Source organism: Myroides profundi (genome assembly GCF_000833025.1).
In the GTDB taxonomy this organism is placed as follows: domain Bacteria; phylum Bacteroidota; class Bacteroidia; order Flavobacteriales; family Flavobacteriaceae; genus Flavobacterium; species Flavobacterium profundi_A.
The window spans coordinates 241904-259148 of sequence record NZ_CP010817.1 but is presented as its reverse complement, the minus strand read 5'-3'; the positions used below and the strand labels follow the sequence as shown (position 1 = coordinate 259148).

The 17245-nt window shown below is 35.3% G+C and carries 19 protein-coding genes; all 19 read left to right on the top strand.

Features of this window, described 5'->3' with window-relative positions; translation table 11 throughout:
- Nucleotides 1–9 precede the first annotated feature (9 nt).
- Nucleotides 10–207: a 50S ribosomal protein L32 gene (gene rpmF, locus MPR_RS01165; protein WP_006257684.1), complete on the top strand. Its 198-nt coding sequence runs from the start codon at nt 10–12 to the stop codon at nt 205–207.
- A 161-nt stretch (nt 208–368) separates the two neighbouring features.
- Nucleotides 369–1367, top strand: coding sequence for a beta-ketoacyl-ACP synthase III (locus MPR_RS01160; protein ID WP_041888486.1), 999 nt, complete (start codon nt 369–371; stop codon nt 1365–1367).
- A 24-nt stretch (nt 1368–1391) separates the two neighbouring features.
- Nucleotides 1392–1880, top strand: a complete 489-nt coding sequence (gene accB, locus MPR_RS01155) for an acetyl-CoA carboxylase biotin carboxyl carrier protein (RefSeq protein WP_041888485.1) — start codon at nt 1392–1394, stop codon at nt 1878–1880.
- 72 nt (nt 1881–1952) lie between these two features.
- Complete coding sequence (gene accC, locus MPR_RS01150) at nt 1953–3302, top strand: acetyl-CoA carboxylase biotin carboxylase subunit (protein ID WP_041888484.1); 1350 nt, start codon at nt 1953–1955, stop codon at nt 3300–3302.
- A 254-nt stretch (nt 3303–3556) separates the two neighbouring features.
- On the top strand, nt 3557–3757 hold the full coding sequence (locus tag MPR_RS01145) for a cold-shock protein (protein ID WP_006257689.1): 201 nt from the start codon (nt 3557–3559) through the stop codon (nt 3755–3757).
- Nucleotides 3758–3966: 209 nt separating this feature from the next.
- A complete protein-coding gene (locus tag MPR_RS01140; protein WP_006257690.1) occupies nt 3967–4332 on the top strand; it encodes an NADH-quinone oxidoreductase subunit A in 366 nt (121 codons plus the stop codon).
- A gap of 14 nt (nt 4333–4346) precedes the next feature.
- Nucleotides 4347–4898 (top strand): NADH-quinone oxidoreductase subunit B, encoded by a 552-nt coding sequence (locus MPR_RS01135; protein WP_006257691.1) that lies wholly within the window; start codon nt 4347–4349, stop codon nt 4896–4898.
- Nucleotide 4899: 1 nt separating this feature from the next.
- Nucleotides 4900–5421, top strand: a complete 522-nt coding sequence (locus MPR_RS01130; RefSeq protein WP_006262590.1) for an NADH-quinone oxidoreductase subunit C — start codon at nt 4900–4902, stop codon at nt 5419–5421.
- Between the two features lie 19 nt (nt 5422–5440).
- Nucleotides 5441–6676 carry an NADH-quinone oxidoreductase subunit D gene (locus MPR_RS01125; protein WP_041888482.1) on the top strand — a complete coding sequence of 412 codons (1236 nt, stop codon included), beginning with the start codon at nt 5441–5443 and terminating at the stop codon, nt 6674–6676.
- A 4-nt stretch (nt 6677–6680) separates the two neighbouring features.
- Nucleotides 6681–7211, top strand: a complete 531-nt coding sequence (locus MPR_RS01120) for an NADH-quinone oxidoreductase subunit NuoE family protein (protein WP_016650023.1) — start codon at nt 6681–6683, stop codon at nt 7209–7211.
- Between the two features lie 4 nt (nt 7212–7215).
- On the top strand, nt 7216–8574 hold the full coding sequence (gene nuoF, locus MPR_RS01115; protein WP_041888480.1) for an NADH-quinone oxidoreductase subunit NuoF: 1359 nt from the start codon (nt 7216–7218) through the stop codon (nt 8572–8574).
- Nucleotides 8575–8615: 41 nt separating this feature from the next.
- Entirely contained in the window at nt 8616–9641 is a 1026-nt protein-coding gene (locus tag MPR_RS01110) for an NADH-quinone oxidoreductase subunit G (RefSeq protein ID WP_041888478.1), read from the top strand.
- Nucleotides 9642–9653: 12 nt separating this feature from the next.
- Nucleotides 9654–10688 (top strand): NADH-quinone oxidoreductase subunit NuoH, encoded by a 1035-nt coding sequence (gene nuoH, locus MPR_RS01105; protein WP_006257697.1) that lies wholly within the window; start codon nt 9654–9656, stop codon nt 10686–10688.
- Between the two features lie 2 nt (nt 10689–10690).
- Nucleotides 10691–11236 (top strand): NuoI/complex I 23 kDa subunit family protein, encoded by a 546-nt coding sequence (locus MPR_RS01100; protein ID WP_006257699.1) that lies wholly within the window; start codon nt 10691–10693, stop codon nt 11234–11236.
- Between the two features lie 2 nt (nt 11237–11238).
- Nucleotides 11239–11754, top strand: a complete 516-nt coding sequence (locus MPR_RS01095) for an NADH-quinone oxidoreductase subunit J family protein (RefSeq protein ID WP_006257700.1) — start codon at nt 11239–11241, stop codon at nt 11752–11754.
- A 2-nt stretch (nt 11755–11756) separates the two neighbouring features.
- A complete protein-coding gene (nuoK, locus tag MPR_RS01090; protein ID WP_006257701.1) occupies nt 11757–12077 on the top strand; it encodes an NADH-quinone oxidoreductase subunit NuoK in 321 nt (106 codons plus the stop codon).
- A 6-nt stretch (nt 12078–12083) separates the two neighbouring features.
- Complete coding sequence (nuoL, locus tag MPR_RS01085; RefSeq protein WP_041888476.1) at nt 12084–13976, top strand: NADH-quinone oxidoreductase subunit L; 1893 nt, start codon at nt 12084–12086, stop codon at nt 13974–13976.
- Nucleotides 13977–13985: 9 nt separating this feature from the next.
- On the top strand, nt 13986–15419 hold the full coding sequence (locus MPR_RS01080) for a complex I subunit 4 family protein (protein ID WP_041888474.1): 1434 nt from the start codon (nt 13986–13988) through the stop codon (nt 15417–15419).
- 54 nt (nt 15420–15473) lie between these two features.
- Nucleotides 15474–16847 (top strand): NADH-quinone oxidoreductase subunit N, encoded by a 1374-nt coding sequence (locus MPR_RS01075; RefSeq protein ID WP_041888472.1) that lies wholly within the window; start codon nt 15474–15476, stop codon nt 16845–16847.
- The last annotated feature ends 398 nt before the right edge of the window (nt 16848–17245 follow it).

Below are 17245 nucleotides of genomic sequence, written 5' to 3'. Positions count from 1 at the left end.
TATAGTAAAATGGCACATCCTAAGAGAAAAACCTCGAAAACAAGAAGAGATAAGAGAAGAACTCACTACAAAGCTGTAGCTCCAACAATCGCTACATGTCCTGTAACAGGAGAAGCTCACTTATATCACAGAGCTTACTGGCATGAAGGAAAAATGTACTACAGAGGGCAAGTTGTAATCGACAAAACAGCTGAAGTAGAGGCATAACTTTAGACAAAGTACAAATTAACTCTCACAATGTGTGAGAGTTTTTTTTTGGTATATAGCCCAAAAAACGTACTTTACGCCTCCAAAGAACCGTTAATTCGTTTTTTTTTTGTAATTTTCGCTTCTTTTTGGAATGTTTTTATAAAGTAAAGCAACACCATATGACAAAAATACACGCAGCCATTACAGCGATCGGATGCTACTTACCAGAGACTAAGTTAACCAATACGGACTTAGAGACTATGGTAGATACAAACGACGAATGGATAACTAGCCGTACAGGAATTAAAGAAAGAAGAATTCTTAAAGAACCTGGTGAAGGAGCTTCTTATATGGCTATTAAAGCCGCAGAAGATTTATTACGCAAATCAGGCACAGATCCTAAAGATATAGATTGTATAATCTTATCAACAGCGACACCTGATATGCCTGTAGCTTCTACAGGAGTTTATGTTGCAACAAAAATTGGAGCAACGAATGCATTTTCATTTGATTTACAAGCAGCTTGTTCTAGCTTTTTATATGGTATGTCAGTAGCTTCTGCATATATCGAATCAGGTAGATATAAAAAAGTATTGTTGATCGGATCAGATAAGATGTCATCAATCATCGATTATACAGATCGTGCAACTTGTATTATCTTCGGAGATGCTGCTGGAGCAGTATTATTCGAGCCTAACTCAGAAGGTTATGGAGTACAAGATGAATACTTAAGAAGCGACGGTATTGGCCGTGAGTTCTTAAAAATCGAAGCAGGAGGATCTATCTTACCTGCAAGTGCAGAAACTGTTGCAAACAAACAACACTATGTATTCCAAGATGGAAAAACAGTATTTAAATATGCTGTATCAAACATGGCTGATGTAAGTGAAAAAGTAATGCAACGAAACAATCTTTCTCATGAAGATGTGACTTGGTTAGCTGCACACCAAGCGAACAAACGAATCATTGATGCCACAGCTCACAGAATGGGCTTAGATGACTCAAAGGTATTAATGAATATCGAAAGATACGGAAATACAACGTCTGCCACTTTACCATTACTACTTTGCGATTACGAAAAACAACTTAAAAAGGGTGATAATATTATTTTTGCTACTTTTGGAGGTGGATTCACGTGGGGTGCAATGTACTTAAAGTGGTCGTACACAGCGAAATAAAAACAACTAACCAATACATTAGGTATGGACATTAGAGAGATTCAAAACTTAATTAAATTCGTAGCTAAATCAGGTGCTACAGAAGTAAAATTAGAAATGGATGATTTTAAAATCACCATTAAAACAACAGAAACAGGTAATACTGAGACTACTTATATCCAACAAGTACCAGTAGCTTCTGCATTAACACAAGCTCCAGTAGCTCAACAAGCTGCTGCTCCAGCCGCTCCAGCTGCTGCTGCAACAGAAACTGCAACAAGTGAAGATTCTAAATACATCACTGTAAAATCTCCAATCATTGGAACATTCTATAGAAAACCAGCTCCAGACAAAGAACCATTTGCTGAAGTAGGAAAAACTATTAAAGCAGGAGATGTAGTATGTGTAATCGAAGCAATGAAATTATTCAACGAAATCGAATCTGAAATTTCTGGTAAAATCGTTAAAGTATTAGTTGACGATGCTTCTCCAGTAGAATTTGATCAACCATTATTCTTAGTTGATCCATCTTAAGAAATTTATAACACACCAATTTTTACTTTCTAACGAAGTAAACTCACTAAAGTTAAATTAAAGTTTCAAGAGATGTTTAAAAAAATATTAATCGCTAATAGAGGTGAAATTGCCTTACGTGTTATTAGAACATGTAAAGAAATGGGCATTAAAACTGTAGCAGTTTACTCTACTGCGGATGCAGATAGTTTACACGTTCGTTTTGCGGATGAAGCTGTTTGTATTGGACCTGCTCCAAGTAACTTATCGTATTTAAAGATTTCAAACATAATAGCTGCTGCTGAAATTACAAATGCAGATGCTATACACCCTGGTTACGGTTTCTTATCAGAAAACGCTAAATTTTCTAAAATCTGTCAAGAGCACGGTGTGAAGTTCATCGGTGCTGGACCAGAGATGATTGAAAAAATGGGAGATAAAGCTACAGCTAAGGAAACAATGAAATTAGCTGGAGTACCTACTGTACCTGGTTCTGACGGATTATTAGAATCATTAGAACACGCTAAAAAAACAGCTAAAGCTATCGGTTACCCAGTAATGATGAAAGCTACTGCTGGTGGTGGTGGTAAAGGTATGCGTGAAATCTTGAAAGAAGAAGAGCTAGATAGAGCATGGGAAAGTGCACGTCAAGAAGCTTCTGCAGCTTTCGGTAACGATGGTATGTACATGGAGAAACTAATCCTTGACCCACGTCACATCGAGATCCAAGTAGTAGGAGACTCTTACGGTAAAGCATGTCACCTTTCTGAGCGTGACTGTTCTATCCAAAGACGTCACCAAAAATTAACAGAAGAAACACCTTCTCCATTCATGACAGATGAATTGAGACAAAAAATGGGTGAAGCTGCTGTAAAAGCTGCTGAATTCATTAAATATGAAGGTGCTGGTACTATCGAATTCTTAGTAGACAGAGACAGAAACTTCTACTTCATGGAAATGAATACTCGTATCCAAGTGGAACACCCTATCACTGAACAGGTAATCGATTATGACTTAATCAGAGAGCAAATTTTAGTTGCAGCAGGTACACCAATTTCTGGTAAAAACTACTTGCCTAAAATGCACTCAATAGAATGTCGTATCAATGCAGAGGATCCATTCAATGACTTCCGCCCATCTCCAGGGAAGATTACAACTCTTCACACACCTGGTGGACACGGTGTACGTCTAGACACTCACGTGTACTCTGGATACTCTATTCCTCCGAACTATGACTCTATGATCGCTAAGTTAATTACAACTGCTCAAACAAGAGAAGAGGCAATTAACAAGATGAGAAGAGCATTAGACGAATTCGTAATCGAAGGAATCAAAACGACTATTCCATTCCATAGACAATTAATGGATGATCCAAACTATATCGCTGGTAACTATACAACAGCATTTATGGAAAGTTTCACAATGAAACCTTTAGAGGATTAATCTATATCAGATATCTCAAAGGGCTATTCTTAATCGAATAGCCCTTTTTGTTTTTAATAGCACTCTTCCCCACAACCACAAAAAGCAAATAGAGCTGGAAGTAACACAAACTATTCGAAATCTATTATAGAATTGAAAATAAAAATCTCCTCTTCAATTAAATAAACATTAATTTTTAAAAAAAAATCAAAAAAAACTAAACTTAGTTCGAAACAAACATTATATTTGAACATAATTTTATTTATTTCAATACAATGCATACAGGCGTAATTAAGTTCTTCAATGAAGACAAAGGATTTGGCTTTATCACAAATGAAGCTACTAAACAAGACATTTTTGTTCACATCACAGGTTTAAAAACTAAAAGCATTAACCAAGGTGACCGCGTTTCTTATACTGAAGAAAAAGGTAAAAAAGGTTTAATCGCTGTAGATGTAGAAGTGATAGGAAATTAATTTTTTACAATATAAATTTTCAATTACGAAGAAGCTATTCATTTCAAAAATGGATAGCTTTTTTTATTACCTCACATTCTATTTATAATTAATCTAAATACATATTAAGCCATTAGAGTCAAACTAGGCAACACCTAGAGTACCAAAGCTTTGTAAAACGAGAACTCGAATGTATATTTGTATGTTGTATTAATATAAATACTTTAGATATGCAGGCAAGTCAACTTGATTTCATCCCAATCTTAATGCAAATAGCACTAGCTGCTGGGTTTGTATCCATGACAATTTGGGTTTCTAGTAAATTAGGTCCCAAAAAATCTTCTAAAATTAAAGACAGTACATGGGAATGTGGATTAGAGTCACTAGGTAGTGCACGTATCCCATTCAATGTAAAATACTTCCTTGTAGCAATACTATTCGTATTATTTGATGTAGAGGTAATCTTCTTATACCCTTGGGCAGTTAACTTCCAAGAGTTCGGTTGGGACGGTTTAATGAAAATGGGAATTTTCTTATTCCTAATCATTATCGGATTACTATATGAATTCAAGAAAAAAGGACTAGAGTGGGATTAATAAAATAGATAGAGATGAGCGATAAAAAATATAATACAGTAGAAGCTCCGGAAGGATATGTAGGAGAAGGATTCTTTGCTACTAAATTAAGTTCAGTAGTTGGATTAGCACGTGCTAATTCAATGTGGCCTCTACCTTTCGCAACTTCTTGTTGTGGAATTGAATTCATGGCAACAATGGCAGCTACGTATGACGTAGCTCGTTTTGGTTCTGAGCGTATGAGTTTCTCTCCTAGACAAGCAGATATGCTAATGGTTATGGGAACTATTTCTAAAAAAATGGCTCCTATCTTAAGACAAGTATATGAACAGATGGCTGAACCTAAATGGGTTATTGCTGTTGGAGCTTGTGCTTGTTCTGGCGGGATTTTTGATACTTACTCTGTACTACAGGGAATAGATAAAGTAATCCCAGTAGACGTTTATGTACCTGGATGCCCACCTAGACCAGAACAAATTCTAGATGGTGTACTAAGATTACAAGAAATAGTAAAATCTGAATCTGTTAATCGCAGAGGTACGAAAGAATATGATGAATTATTAAATTCTTACAACATAAACAAATAGTATGGCATTAGATAATACTACATTACAAAAAAGACTAATTGAAACATTTGGTATGTCAGTTAGTGAATTTCATGAACAACATGGAATGTTGTCTTTTGAAGTTGCAACTAATGCTTCACACGATGTTCTTAAGTTTTTAAAAGAAGATAGTGAGATGAACTTTAACTTCCTTACAGATGTTTGTGGAGTTCATTATGCTGACTTACCTTCGGAACGTCAATTAGCAGTGGTATACCACATGCACAACTGGACAGATAATATTAGAGTTCGTTTTAAAACCTTCTTAGATATCAAAAACCCAGTTGTAGAGTCTGCTACAGATTTGTTTAAAAGTGCAAACTGGCAAGAAAGAGAAACATATGATTTTTATGGAATTATCTTTAAAAATCATCCTCAATTGAAGAGAATATTAAATATGGACCAGATGGAATCTTTCCCATTAAGAAAAGAGTTCCCTATGGAAGATGCAGGTAGAACAGACAAAGATGATAGATTCTTTGGTAGAACGGTTCATAATTCTTAATACTTAAAGGAACGAGACTATGTCAGATTTATTATTACCTCCTGAGCAACGATATGCTAAACTTATTGAAGAGAAATTTCAAGAAGACGGGACAGAATTACAGATATTAAACTTAGGACCTACACACCCTGCTACACATGGTATCTTTCAGAATATCATCTTACTAGATGGAGAGAAAGTATTAGATGGAGAAGGAACAGTAGGATATATACATAGAGCATTTGAGAAAATAGCTGAGAACAGACCTTTTTATCAAATCAACGTATTAACAGATCGTCTAAACTATTGTTCTTCACCAATCAACAATACTGCTTGGTGGTTAACTGTAGAAAAAGCATTAGGTATTGAGATCCCTAAAAGAGTTCAATATTTAAGAGTTATCGTAATGGAGTTAGCTCGTATAGCTGACCACATTATATGTAGCTCTGTAATGGGAGTAGATACAGGAGCTCTTACAGGGTTCTTATATGTATTCCAATACAGAGAAAAAATATACGAAATATTCGAAGAAATTAGTGGTGCACGTTTAACTACTAATATGGGAAGAATCGGAGGATTTGAGAGAGAATGGTCTCCAAAAGTATTCCAACTAATCGAAGAATTCTTAAAAGAATTCCCTGCAATCTGGTCTGAATTTGAAGGGTTACTTACGCGTAACAGAATCTTTATGGACAGAACAATAGGTGTTGGAGGAATTTCTGCTGAAGAAGCTATAAACTTCGGATTCACAGGCCCTAACTTAAGAGCTGCTGGAGTAGACTACGATGTACGTATCGCTTCACCTTACTGTTCTTATGAAGACTTTGATTTTGATATTCCAGTTGGTACAAGTGGTGACTGCTATGACAGATTCTGTGTACGTAACGCTGAAATATGGGAGAGTTTAAAAATCATCAGACAGGCATTAGATAAAATGCCAGAAGGTCCATACCATGCTGATGTTCCAGATTATTACCTTCCTCCTAAAGAAGATGTATATACTAATATGGAAGCGCTTATCTACCACTTCAAAATAATAATGGGAGAAGTACCTGTACCAGTTACAGAACTATACAATCCTGTAGAAGGTGGTAATGGAGAATTAGGTTTCTACTTAATCACTGATGGTAGTAGAACTCCTTATCGTTTACACTTTAGAAGACCTTGTTTTATCATCTATCAAGCATATAATGACATCGTAAGAGGTGGTATGCTATCAGATGCTATTATTACACTGTCAAGTTTAAATATTATCGCAGGAGAATTAGACGCTTAAGATTATGGAAGTTAAAAAATACAAACAAAACATAAATATCACACCAGAGTTGCAACAACGCATTGATGAGTTGATTAGCCACTACCCTGCTGATAAAAGAAAGTCAGCACTATTACCAGTCTTACACGAAGTACAAGATGCTCATGATAACTGGTTAAGTGCAGAGTTAATGGATAAGGTAGCTGAAATGCTAAACATAACTTCTATCGAAGTATACGAGGTAGTTACATTCTATACAATGTACAACCAAAAACCTGTAGGTAAGTATATGTTCGAATTCTGCTTAACGTCTTGTTGTGGAATTAGAGGTGCTGATGATATGATGGAATACGCTTGTGAAAAACTAGGCATAAAACCAGGAGAAACAACTCCTGATGGAATGTTCTCTATAGCAGGTGTTCAATGTTTAGGTGCTTGTGGATATGCTCCAATGATGCAATTAGGAGATTTCTATAAAGAGCACTTAACAAAAGAAAAAATAGATCAAATCATAGAAGATTGTAAAGCTGGTAAAGTAATTCTTCACGACAAATAGTAATATGGCAACAAAAATATTATTAGATAAAATCAATATCCCAGGGATTAAGTCTTATGAAGTATACCGTGAAAATGGTGGTTATGCTTCTGTAGAGAAAGCTATAAAATCTATGACTCCTGATGAAATCACGGAAGAAGTAAAAGCTTCTGGTTTAAGAGGTCGTGGAGGTGCTGGATTCCCAGTAGGATTAAAATGGAGTTTCATCGATAAAAAGTCAGGCAAACCAAGACACTTAGTTTGTAATGCTGATGAATCTGAACCAGGTACTTTTAAAGACCGTTACTTAATGGAACATATTCCTCACTTATTAATAGAAGGAATGATTACATCAAGTTTCGCTTTAGGGGCTAACCTATCTTACATCTATATTCGTGGAGAATATATGTGGGTTTTTAAAATACTAGAAAGAGCTATAAAAGAAGCTTATGCTGCTGGATGGCTTGGTAAAAATATCTTAGGATCAGACTATTCACTAGATTTACATGTACACTGTGGTGCAGGAGCATATATCTGTGGAGAAGAAACTGCTCTTATTGAATCACTAGAAGGTAAAAGAGGTAATCCTCGTATCAAACCACCATTCCCTGCTGTAAGCGGATTATGGGGGAATCCTACAGTGGTAAATAACGTAGAGTCTATTGCTAACGTTCCATGGATTGTAAACAACTCTGGAGAGGCATATTCTAAATTAGGATTAGGTAGATCAGCTGGTACAAAACTTATTTCTGCTTCAGGGCACATCAAAAAACCAGGAGTATACGAAATCGAAATGGGTATCACTGTTCATGAATTTATTAACTCAGAAGAATACTGTGGTGGTATGATAGATGATCGTCCTATCAAGGCATTAGTTCCTGGAGGATCTTCAGTACCTATATTACCAGCACATTTAATCTATAAAACAGCTAATGGTGAAGATCGTCTAATGACGTATGAATCATTATCTGATGGAGGATTCGAAACAGGATCTATGTTGGGGTCTGGAGGATTCATCGTTTATAATGATACAGCATGTATCGTTAGAAACACTTGGAACTTCGCTCGTTTCTATGCTCACGAAAGTTGTGGACAATGTTCTCCATGTCGTGAAGGTACAGGATGGCTTGAAAAAGTATTACACCGTATAGAGACAGGTAATGGAACTATGGATGATATAGATTTACTATGGAGCATCCAGAGCAATATTGAAGGAAATACAATATGTCCTTTAGGGGATGCTGCTGCATGGCCTGTAGCTGCTGCCTTAAGACATTTTAGAGAAGAGTTTGAATATCACGTTTTATACCCAGAAAAGATTAAAAACAGAGACCACTTTGTTAATGAACCTTTTACTGCAGTAAAACACTTGATCAATAAATAATATACGCTGACTAAATATTCAGCTTAAACAAAGCACAGTTTATGAAAGTTACTATAGACGGACATGAAATAGAAGTAGAACCAGGGACATCCATTCTACAAGCAGCAAGAATGATAGGAGGCGAATCAGTACCTCCTGCAATGTGCTATTATTCAAAACTTGAAGGTACAGGAGGAAAATGTAGAGCATGTTTAGTAGAAGTATCTAAAGGTAGTGAAGCAGATCCACGTCCTATGCCTAAGCTAATGGCTTCTTGTAAAACAGGAGTTATGGACGGTATGGAGGTAAAAAGTATTTCTTCTCCAAGAGTACTAGAAGCACGTAAAGCAGTTACTGAATTCTTATTAATCAACCACCCTCTTGACTGTCCAGTATGTGACCAAGCAGGTGAGTGTGATTTACAAAACTTAGCTTTCAATCACGGTAAAGAACAAAAACGTTTCAAAGAAGAGAAAAGAACATTCGCTCCTGAGAATATCGGAGACAATATTCAACTTCATATGAATCGTTGTATCCTTTGCTATAGATGTGTTAAGACAGCAGAACAACTAACAGATGCACGAGTACACGGTGTATGTGGACGTGGTGATCACGCACAGATATCAACTTATATATCAGCTGCAATTGATAATGAGTTCTCTGGAAATATGATAGATGTATGTCCTGTAGGAGCATTAACAGATAAAACATTCCGCTTTAAATCACGTGTCTGGTTTAACAAACCTTACAACGCACATAGAGATTGTCCTACATGTTCTGGTAAAGTAACAGTATGGATGTTCGGTGAAGAAATCCAAAGAGTAACAGCTCGTAAAGATGAATTCCACGAAGTAGAAGAGTTCATTTGTAACAGCTGTCGTTTTGACCATAAAGACACAAAAGACTGGGTTATTGAAGGACCGCGTAAGTTTGAGAAATTCTCTGTTATCAATCAAAACAACTACACTAAGAAATTAGATAAAGTAGTAATGAAAACAGAAAAACATATCTTAGAAGGACGTGACCAAGACCGCGTTAAAATTAGTATGAAGGAGATTCCTTTTACAGATAATGAATCTAAAGAATAAATCGGCATAAGTATGGATAAAACTATTATTATAGATAAGGCAGTTATCATTGTAGTTGTGTTTGCAGTTACGATGCTTATGGCGATGTATGCCACGTTAGCAGAACGTAAAATTGCTGCCTGGATACAAGACCGTCTAGGTCCTAACCGTGCTGGTAAAGGAGGTATCTTACAACCACTAGCAGATGGTTTAAAACTATTCGCTAAAGAAGAAACACAACCAAACACACCAAATAAGTTCTTATTTAAGTTTGGTCCTTTCCTTGCGATGACATTAGCATTAATGACTAGTGCTGTTATTCCTTGGGGAGATAAGTTTCATTTATTTGGAAGAGATATTATATTACAAGCTGCTGACTTAAATGTTGGCTTACTATATATCATCGCAGTACTTTCTGTAGGAGTATATGGTATCATGATTGGAGCTTGGGCATCAAATAATAAATACTCTTTAATGAGTGGTATTCGTGCTGCGTCACAAATGATTTCATATGAAATCGCAATGGGACTTTCACTAATATCATTACTATTAATGACTCAGTCATTAAGCATGCGAGAAATAGCATTACAACAACAAGGAATGAACTGGAACGTATTCTACCAACCAGTTGGTTTTTTAATCTTCTTGATTTGTTCGTTTGCTGAAACTAATCGTGCACCTTTTGACTTAGCAGAATGTGAACAAGAATTAATTGGAGGATTCCACACAGAATATTCTTCTATGAAGATGGGATTCTTCCTTTTTGCTGAATATGCAAACTTATTTATCTCATCGGCTATCATCTCTGTACTATACTTCGGGGCGTATAACTATCCAGGTATGTCATGGGCTGTAGAAAACTGGGGAGTAAATATTGCAAACGTAATAGGTATTTTCGCTCTATTCGTTAAAATATGTTTCTTCATATTTGTTTATATGTGGGTACGCTGGACTTTACCACGTTTCCGTTATGACCAATTGATGAACTTAGGATGGAAATCATTAATTCCATTAGCATTGTTGAATTTAGTAATTACAGCTATTGTAATCTTACTAGTAAAAAGTTAAGCATGTCGACAAATACTTATTCATTATCAGGAAGAAAAAAGGAAGTTTCTAATAAGAAGCTGACTTGGACAGAGAAGATCTACTTAGTAGCTATCTTCAAAGGAATGATGGTTACCTTAAAACACATGTTTAAGAAAAAAGTGACTATCGCTTATCCAGAACAACAAAGACCTTTCAGTGATGTATATCGCGGAAGACATATGCTAATGCGTGATGACGAAGGTAGAGAGCGTTGTACAGCTTGTGGTTTATGTGCATTATCATGTCCTGCAGAGGCTATCTCAATGAAAGCAGCAGAACGCAAACCTGAAGAAGCACATCTTTATCGCGAGGAAAAATACGCTGAGATATACGAGATTAATATGCTTCGTTGTATTTTTTGTGGTTTATGTGAAGAGGCTTGTCCTAAACAAGCAATTTACTTGACTACATCTAAACAAATTGCTAAAGCAGATGTTACTCGTGAGAACTTCATCTTTGGTAAAGACAAATTAGTTATGCCACTAGATGTAGCAATTGAAAATACTAAACAACAGAATCAAGCTTAATCATGGTAGAAATATTATTTTATATTCTTTCGACTATAACACTCGGAAGTGCAGTACTTACCCTATTGAGCAAAAACCCTATCCATAGTGCTCTATGGTTAGTAGTGAGTTTCTTTTCAATAGCTGGACACTACATTCTATTAAACTCACAGTTTTTAGGAATGGTACACATTATGGTTTACTCTGGTGCTATCATGATTTTAATGCTATTTACAATCATGTTAATGAACTTAAATATAAGCCATGAAGTCTCTAAACCTTTTATCACTAAAGTTGTTGCTACAATAGCTTTCTGTTTAGTAGGTTTATTATTGCTTTCTATTACTATGCGTGGAGCTCAAACTTACGAATTGCAATACGCAACTCATGGACAAGACTTCCAATCAGTACAAGTACTAGGTAAAGTATTATTAAATGAATACGTAATGCCTTTCGAAATGGTAGCTGTTCTATTATTATTATCTATGATAGGTGCAGTACTAATCTCTAAAAAGGACAAAACTGATAAAGAAGCATAATTATGGAGAATGTAATTGAAATAATTGGTATAGACAGATACATTTACTTATCGATCATTTTATTCTGCATCGGAGTATTTGGTATTCTATATAGACGTAACGCAATTGTAATGTTTATGTGTATCGAGATTATGTTGAACTCTGCTAATATGCTATTAGTAGCGTTCTCTACTTATCATCAAGATGCACAAGGACAGGTATTCGTATTCTTTACTATGGCGGTAGCAGCAGCAGAAGTTGCAGTAGGACTAGCGATATTAGTAACGATATACAGAAATATTGGATCAATTGATATTGATAAATTAAAAAACTTAAAAGGATAATTCCGCATGGATACGAACGTAATTTTACTTTTATTATTGGCTCCTTTATTAGGGTCACTAGTTAATATTTTCTTCGGAAAGAAATTAGGTAATAGTGCTGGAATGATTGCTACCCTTGCAGTTTTAATTTCATTCATTATTACAGTAATTGCATTTGTACAAGTAAACGGTACAGGTGAACCAATACAAGTTGACTTATTTAATTGGATGTCAACAACGAGATTTGATATCTCTTTCGGATTCTTATTAGATCAACTTTCATTGTTATGGTTATTATTTGTTACAGGTATTGGTACACTGATACACTGGTACTCTACTAGCTATATGAAAGGTGATGAGAACTATGGAAAGTTCTTTGCTTACCTGAACTTATTTATCTTCTTCATGATTTTATTAGTTACAGGAAGCAACTTACTAATCACATTTATTGGTTGGGAAGGTGTAGGACTTTGTTCATACTTACTTATCGGATTCTGGCATAAGAACCAATCATATAACGACGCAGCTAAGAAGGCATTTATCATGAACCGTATAGGAGATTTAGGTTTCCTAATAGGGGTATTCATTTTAGCATTCTTATTCCAGTCGTTAGACTATATGACAATTAAAGAAGCTATTCTAAGTGGAACTAACCATCAAGTAAATACTTGGATTGGATATGCTGCTTTAGCTCTTTTCATTGGAGCAGTTGGTAAGAGTGCACAGATACCTTTGTACACTTGGTTACCAGACGCGATGGCAGGACCAACTCCTGTATCTGCATTAATCCACGCTGCTACGATGGTAACTGCAGGTATATTCTTAATCACTAGATTAAACTTTGTATTTGATCTTGTACCTCATATTCAAAACATAATCGCTATCGTTGGAGCATTCACTGCTTTATTCGCAGCAACTATTGGTCTTGTACAAAACGATATCAAAAAAGTACTTGCTTACTCTACAGTATCACAATTAGGGTTAATGTTTATGGCTATTGGTTTTGGAGCTTATGAGATTGCAGTATTCCACGTGATCACACACGCTTTCTTTAAAGCTTGTTTATTCCTTGGATCAGGATCAGTTATACACGCTATGGGTGGAGAACAAGATATGCGTAAAATGGGAGGTCTACAGCCATTCATGAAAATAACTTACTTAACGTTCTTAATCGCTACATTAGCTATCTCAGGATTCCCATTCTTCTCAGGGTTCTTCTCTAAAGATGAGATCTTATTAACAGCGTTTAAACACAATACTGTATTATACATTATTGGTTCATTAGCGTCTATTATGACAGCTTTCTATATGTTCCGTCTATTCTTCTTGACATTCAAAAAGAACTTTAGAGGAACTCAAGAACAAAAGAACCACTTACACGAAAGCCCTGCTGCTATGACTACACCATTAGTAGTATTAGCTGTACTTTCTGTAGTTGGAGGACTTATCAGCTTACCTGGTAATGGAAACTCTTGGTTAAACGAATATCTTAAACCTGTTATCGTAAATACAGTGACTAAACACAGTCATGAATTAGGTACATTAGAATATATCTTAATGGGAGTTGCTACTATTGGTTTCTTAATCGGACTAGGTCTTGCTTACTCTAAGTACATTAGTAAAAATGAAGTACCTCAAGAAGACGAACAAATCGTTGGTTTCCATAAAGTACTTTACAACAAATACTACATTGATGAAATCTATCAAAAAGTAATTGTAAACCCTATCTACACACTAGCTACATTCCTAAGAGATGTAGTAGAAGTAGCTTTATCAGGAACTATATTTGGTTTAGGAAAGATAGCAGACGGATTATCTCTACAAGGTAAAAAAGCTCAAAACGGTAATATCGGATTGTACTTATTTGCCTTCGTATTCGGAATCTGTTTGATTTTATATTATTTATTCATTGCAAGATAACTTAGAGAGATGAACGTAACTATATTATTATTAACGTTATTAGTCGGAGCTATAGCGACCTACTTAGTAGGTAAACAATCAGCTGCTAAAGTAGCCTTGTTATTCGGACTAGTTGCTTTTGTAGAAACTTTAGTTCTAATCTGTTCACATAATTCTGGGGTTGACACAGGATATGTAACGCAATGGATGACTAACCCTAATATTCATTTAGCCTTTAAAGCAGATGGTTTAGGATTAGCTTTAGTTTTATTAACGACAGCATTAACTCCTGTGATTATATTATCATCATTAGGAGATCACATAGAGAAATCTAATGCATTCTATGCATTAGTAATGTTTATGTCATTCGCTATGACAGGTACATTCTTAGCATCTGATGGATTCTTATATTACATCTTCTGGGAGTTATCATTACTACCTATTTACTTCATTGCTTTATTATGGGGGAATGACAGTTTCGAAGCACGTAAGAAAGCAATCTTTAAGTTCTTTATTTACACATTTGCAGGTTCATTATTCATGTTAGTTGGATTTATCTATCTATACCAACGTGCTGGTAGCTTTATGCTAATTGACCTGTATAATGCTAAACTATCGGCTACAGAACAGTACTGGATCTTCTTAGCATTTTTCATTGCTTATGCGATTAAGATTCCTGTATTCCCATTCCACACATGGCAGGCTTCTACTTATGAGAAAGCGCCTACAGTAGGAACAATGTTATTAGCTGGTATCATGCTTAAGATGGGGTTATACTCTATCATCCGTTGGCAATTACCAATCTCTCCAATAGCAGCAAAAGAAGTAATGCCTACTATCTTAGTACTGTGTATCATTGGTGTAGTATATGGTTCTATCGTTGCACTAAAACAGTCGAATATCAAAAGATTCTTTGCATATTCTTCATTAGCTCACGTAGGTCTTATTGCAGCAGGAGCATATTCATTGACATTAGACGGATTAAGAGGAGCTGTTTTACAAATGATAGCACACGGATTCGTTATCGTAGGTTTATTCTACGTAGCAGAGATTATTTACAAACGTTACCAGACTAGAATGATTGGTGAAATGGGAGGTATTAGACAACAAGCTCCTAAATTCGCTTCATTATTCATGATCTTAATGTTTGCTTCAATAGGATTACCAGGAACATTCAGTTTCATTGGAGAATTCAACTTGCTTTTAGGATTATCACAAGTGAATATATGGTATGCTATCATCGGTGGTACCTCTATTATCTTAGGTGCATTCTATATGCTTAGAATGTTCCAAAAGTCGATGTTAGGAGAGACTAACACTAAAGTATTTGCAGATGTAGATACTAAAGAAGTGGTGATCTTAGGTGTATTAGCAGTAGCTGTTATATTCTTCGGTATATTCCCACAGCCATTATCTGACTTGATCACACCTAGTTTGGTTGAAATAATGTCTTATATTAAGTAATAAATAGTAAGGAGTCAGTACATAACTGATGAATTTAATTCCAAAATAAAACAAATGAATACATTAATAGCAATTGGAGTATTAGCGGTTTTAGTACTTGTACTAGAAATCATCAATTTGCGCAAAGTAGTCATTCCTGCGACACTTTTAGGATTACTAGGTATCCTGGGATATACTGTATGCAATATTGATGTGGTACAAGCATATTATAACAATATGTTTGTAAGCACTAAATTTTCTACCGCATTTTCATCTTTATTTATAGCCCTAACTATTTTCTTAGTAGCATTAAGTAAAGATTTTTATAAAACAGAATTCTCAAAGATATCAGACTATATCTCATTAAAGCTTTTCCTTTTAATGGGAGCGATATGTATGGTAAGCTTTGGTAATATGGCTATGTTCTTCCTAGGACTTGAGATCCTTTCTATCACATTATACATTCTATGTGGTACAGATCGCAAGAACATTAAGAGTAACGAAGCTGCGATGAAGTATTTCCTTTTAGGATCATTTGCTTCAGGAGTAGTATTATTCGGTATTGCTTTAATCTATGGAGCTACAGGGTCATTTGACGTAGTTAGAATAAAAGAAGTAGCACTAGCAGGAGCATTACCGATATGGTATTCTCTAGGGACTACGATGATTATCATAGGTATGTTATTTAAGATAGCAGCTGTTCCATTCCACTTCTGGGCACCAGACGTGTACCAAGGAGCACCTAGTCTTACTACAGCATTGATGAGTACATTAGTTAAAGTAGCTGCTGTAGCAACGCTGTACAGACTAAGCATGTACTTATTAGTAGATATGCCAAGTCAATATATCAACGTAATCGTAGTGATCGCTATTCTAACGATGACGGTAGGTAATATCATGGCTATTCGTCAAGATAATATGAAGCGTCTATTAGCCTATTCAGGTATCTCGCATGCAGGATTCATGATGATGGCACTTACAGCATTAGGTACAGCATCGGCTAACCTATTCTACTACGCATCAGCGTATGCTGTAGCAGGTATAGCAGCATTCACTGTATTAATCATCGTAACAAAGAATAAAGAAAACGAACAAATATCTAACTTCAATGGATTAGCGAAGAAGAACCCTCTTCTAGCAGTTATCCTTTCTATAGCGTTATTATCTATGGGAGGTATACCTATTTTTGCAGGATTCTTTGGTAAGTTCTTCTTATTCTCACAGGCGATAAGTAATGGATTTATAGCATTAGTTATCTTCGGGGTGATTAACTCATTTATCAGTATCTATTACTACCTAAAAGTAATCATTGGAATGTATGCTTCTACTGAAGAAGAGACAGAACATATCCAAGTACCATTAACATACAAGATTGTAGGAGTTACTGCGATCGTGATTAATATCGTTATTGGTCTATGTCCATCGATTCTTTTAAACCTATTCAATTAGAACAAAATAAATAACAACTCGATAGATTACCCTAAAGGTGGCGTTTTATTAATAAAACGCCACCTTTTTTTATCACCTATATCACAATCAGTGTAATACAACCAAAACCCACAAAAATATAGGTGGTTATTATTTTGTTTAATTTTCATTTAAAAGACATTTAATTTTAAAAAGCACATCTTTTTAAGACATTTCTATCTAATTCCGTATAACTTCAAAAAACTAAAAAAACTCGCATTTCATCACGTTCATTTTATTCTAAATCAGCACTTGTGACAATTATCTAGACTTAATAAAACTTATCACGACCAATATCTAATTATAAGCATTAAATCAGTTAAAAAGCATAAAAAAAACAAATGCTAAATCCTTCATAAAACAAGTACAAACACAAATCA

What these genes read in the sequence shown, in the direction of transcription:
- rpmF (WP_006257684.1), top strand. Translation starts at nt 10, where the DNA reads ATGGCACATCCTAAGAGAAAAACCTCGAAAACAAGAAGAGATAAGAGA.
- MPR_RS01160 (WP_041888486.1), top strand. Translation starts at nt 369, where the DNA reads ATGACAAAAATACACGCAGCCATTACAGCGATCGGATGCTACTTACCA.
- accB (WP_041888485.1), top strand. Translation starts at nt 1,392, where the DNA reads ATGGACATTAGAGAGATTCAAAACTTAATTAAATTCGTAGCTAAATCA.
- accC (WP_041888484.1), top strand. Translation starts at nt 1,953, where the DNA reads ATGTTTAAAAAAATATTAATCGCTAATAGAGGTGAAATTGCCTTACGT.
- MPR_RS01145 (WP_006257689.1), top strand. Translation starts at nt 3,557, where the DNA reads ATGCATACAGGCGTAATTAAGTTCTTCAATGAAGACAAAGGATTTGGC.
- MPR_RS01140 (WP_006257690.1), top strand. Translation starts at nt 3,967, where the DNA reads ATGCAGGCAAGTCAACTTGATTTCATCCCAATCTTAATGCAAATAGCA.
- MPR_RS01135 (WP_006257691.1), top strand. Translation starts at nt 4,347, where the DNA reads ATGAGCGATAAAAAATATAATACAGTAGAAGCTCCGGAAGGATATGTA.
- MPR_RS01130 (WP_006262590.1), top strand. Translation starts at nt 4,900, where the DNA reads ATGGCATTAGATAATACTACATTACAAAAAAGACTAATTGAAACATTT.
- MPR_RS01125 (WP_041888482.1), top strand. Translation starts at nt 5,441, where the DNA reads ATGTCAGATTTATTATTACCTCCTGAGCAACGATATGCTAAACTTATT.
- MPR_RS01120 (WP_016650023.1), top strand. Translation starts at nt 6,681, where the DNA reads ATGGAAGTTAAAAAATACAAACAAAACATAAATATCACACCAGAGTTG.
- nuoF (WP_041888480.1), top strand. Translation starts at nt 7,216, where the DNA reads ATGGCAACAAAAATATTATTAGATAAAATCAATATCCCAGGGATTAAG.
- MPR_RS01110 (WP_041888478.1), top strand. Translation starts at nt 8,616, where the DNA reads ATGAAAGTTACTATAGACGGACATGAAATAGAAGTAGAACCAGGGACA.
- nuoH (WP_006257697.1), top strand. Translation starts at nt 9,654, where the DNA reads ATGGATAAAACTATTATTATAGATAAGGCAGTTATCATTGTAGTTGTG.
- MPR_RS01100 (WP_006257699.1), top strand. Translation starts at nt 10,691, where the DNA reads ATGTCGACAAATACTTATTCATTATCAGGAAGAAAAAAGGAAGTTTCT.
- MPR_RS01095 (WP_006257700.1), top strand. Translation starts at nt 11,239, where the DNA reads ATGGTAGAAATATTATTTTATATTCTTTCGACTATAACACTCGGAAGT.
- nuoK (WP_006257701.1), top strand. Translation starts at nt 11,757, where the DNA reads ATGGAGAATGTAATTGAAATAATTGGTATAGACAGATACATTTACTTA.
- nuoL (WP_041888476.1), top strand. Translation starts at nt 12,084, where the DNA reads ATGGATACGAACGTAATTTTACTTTTATTATTGGCTCCTTTATTAGGG.
- MPR_RS01080 (WP_041888474.1), top strand. Translation starts at nt 13,986, where the DNA reads ATGAACGTAACTATATTATTATTAACGTTATTAGTCGGAGCTATAGCG.
- MPR_RS01075 (WP_041888472.1), top strand. Translation starts at nt 15,474, where the DNA reads ATGAATACATTAATAGCAATTGGAGTATTAGCGGTTTTAGTACTTGTA.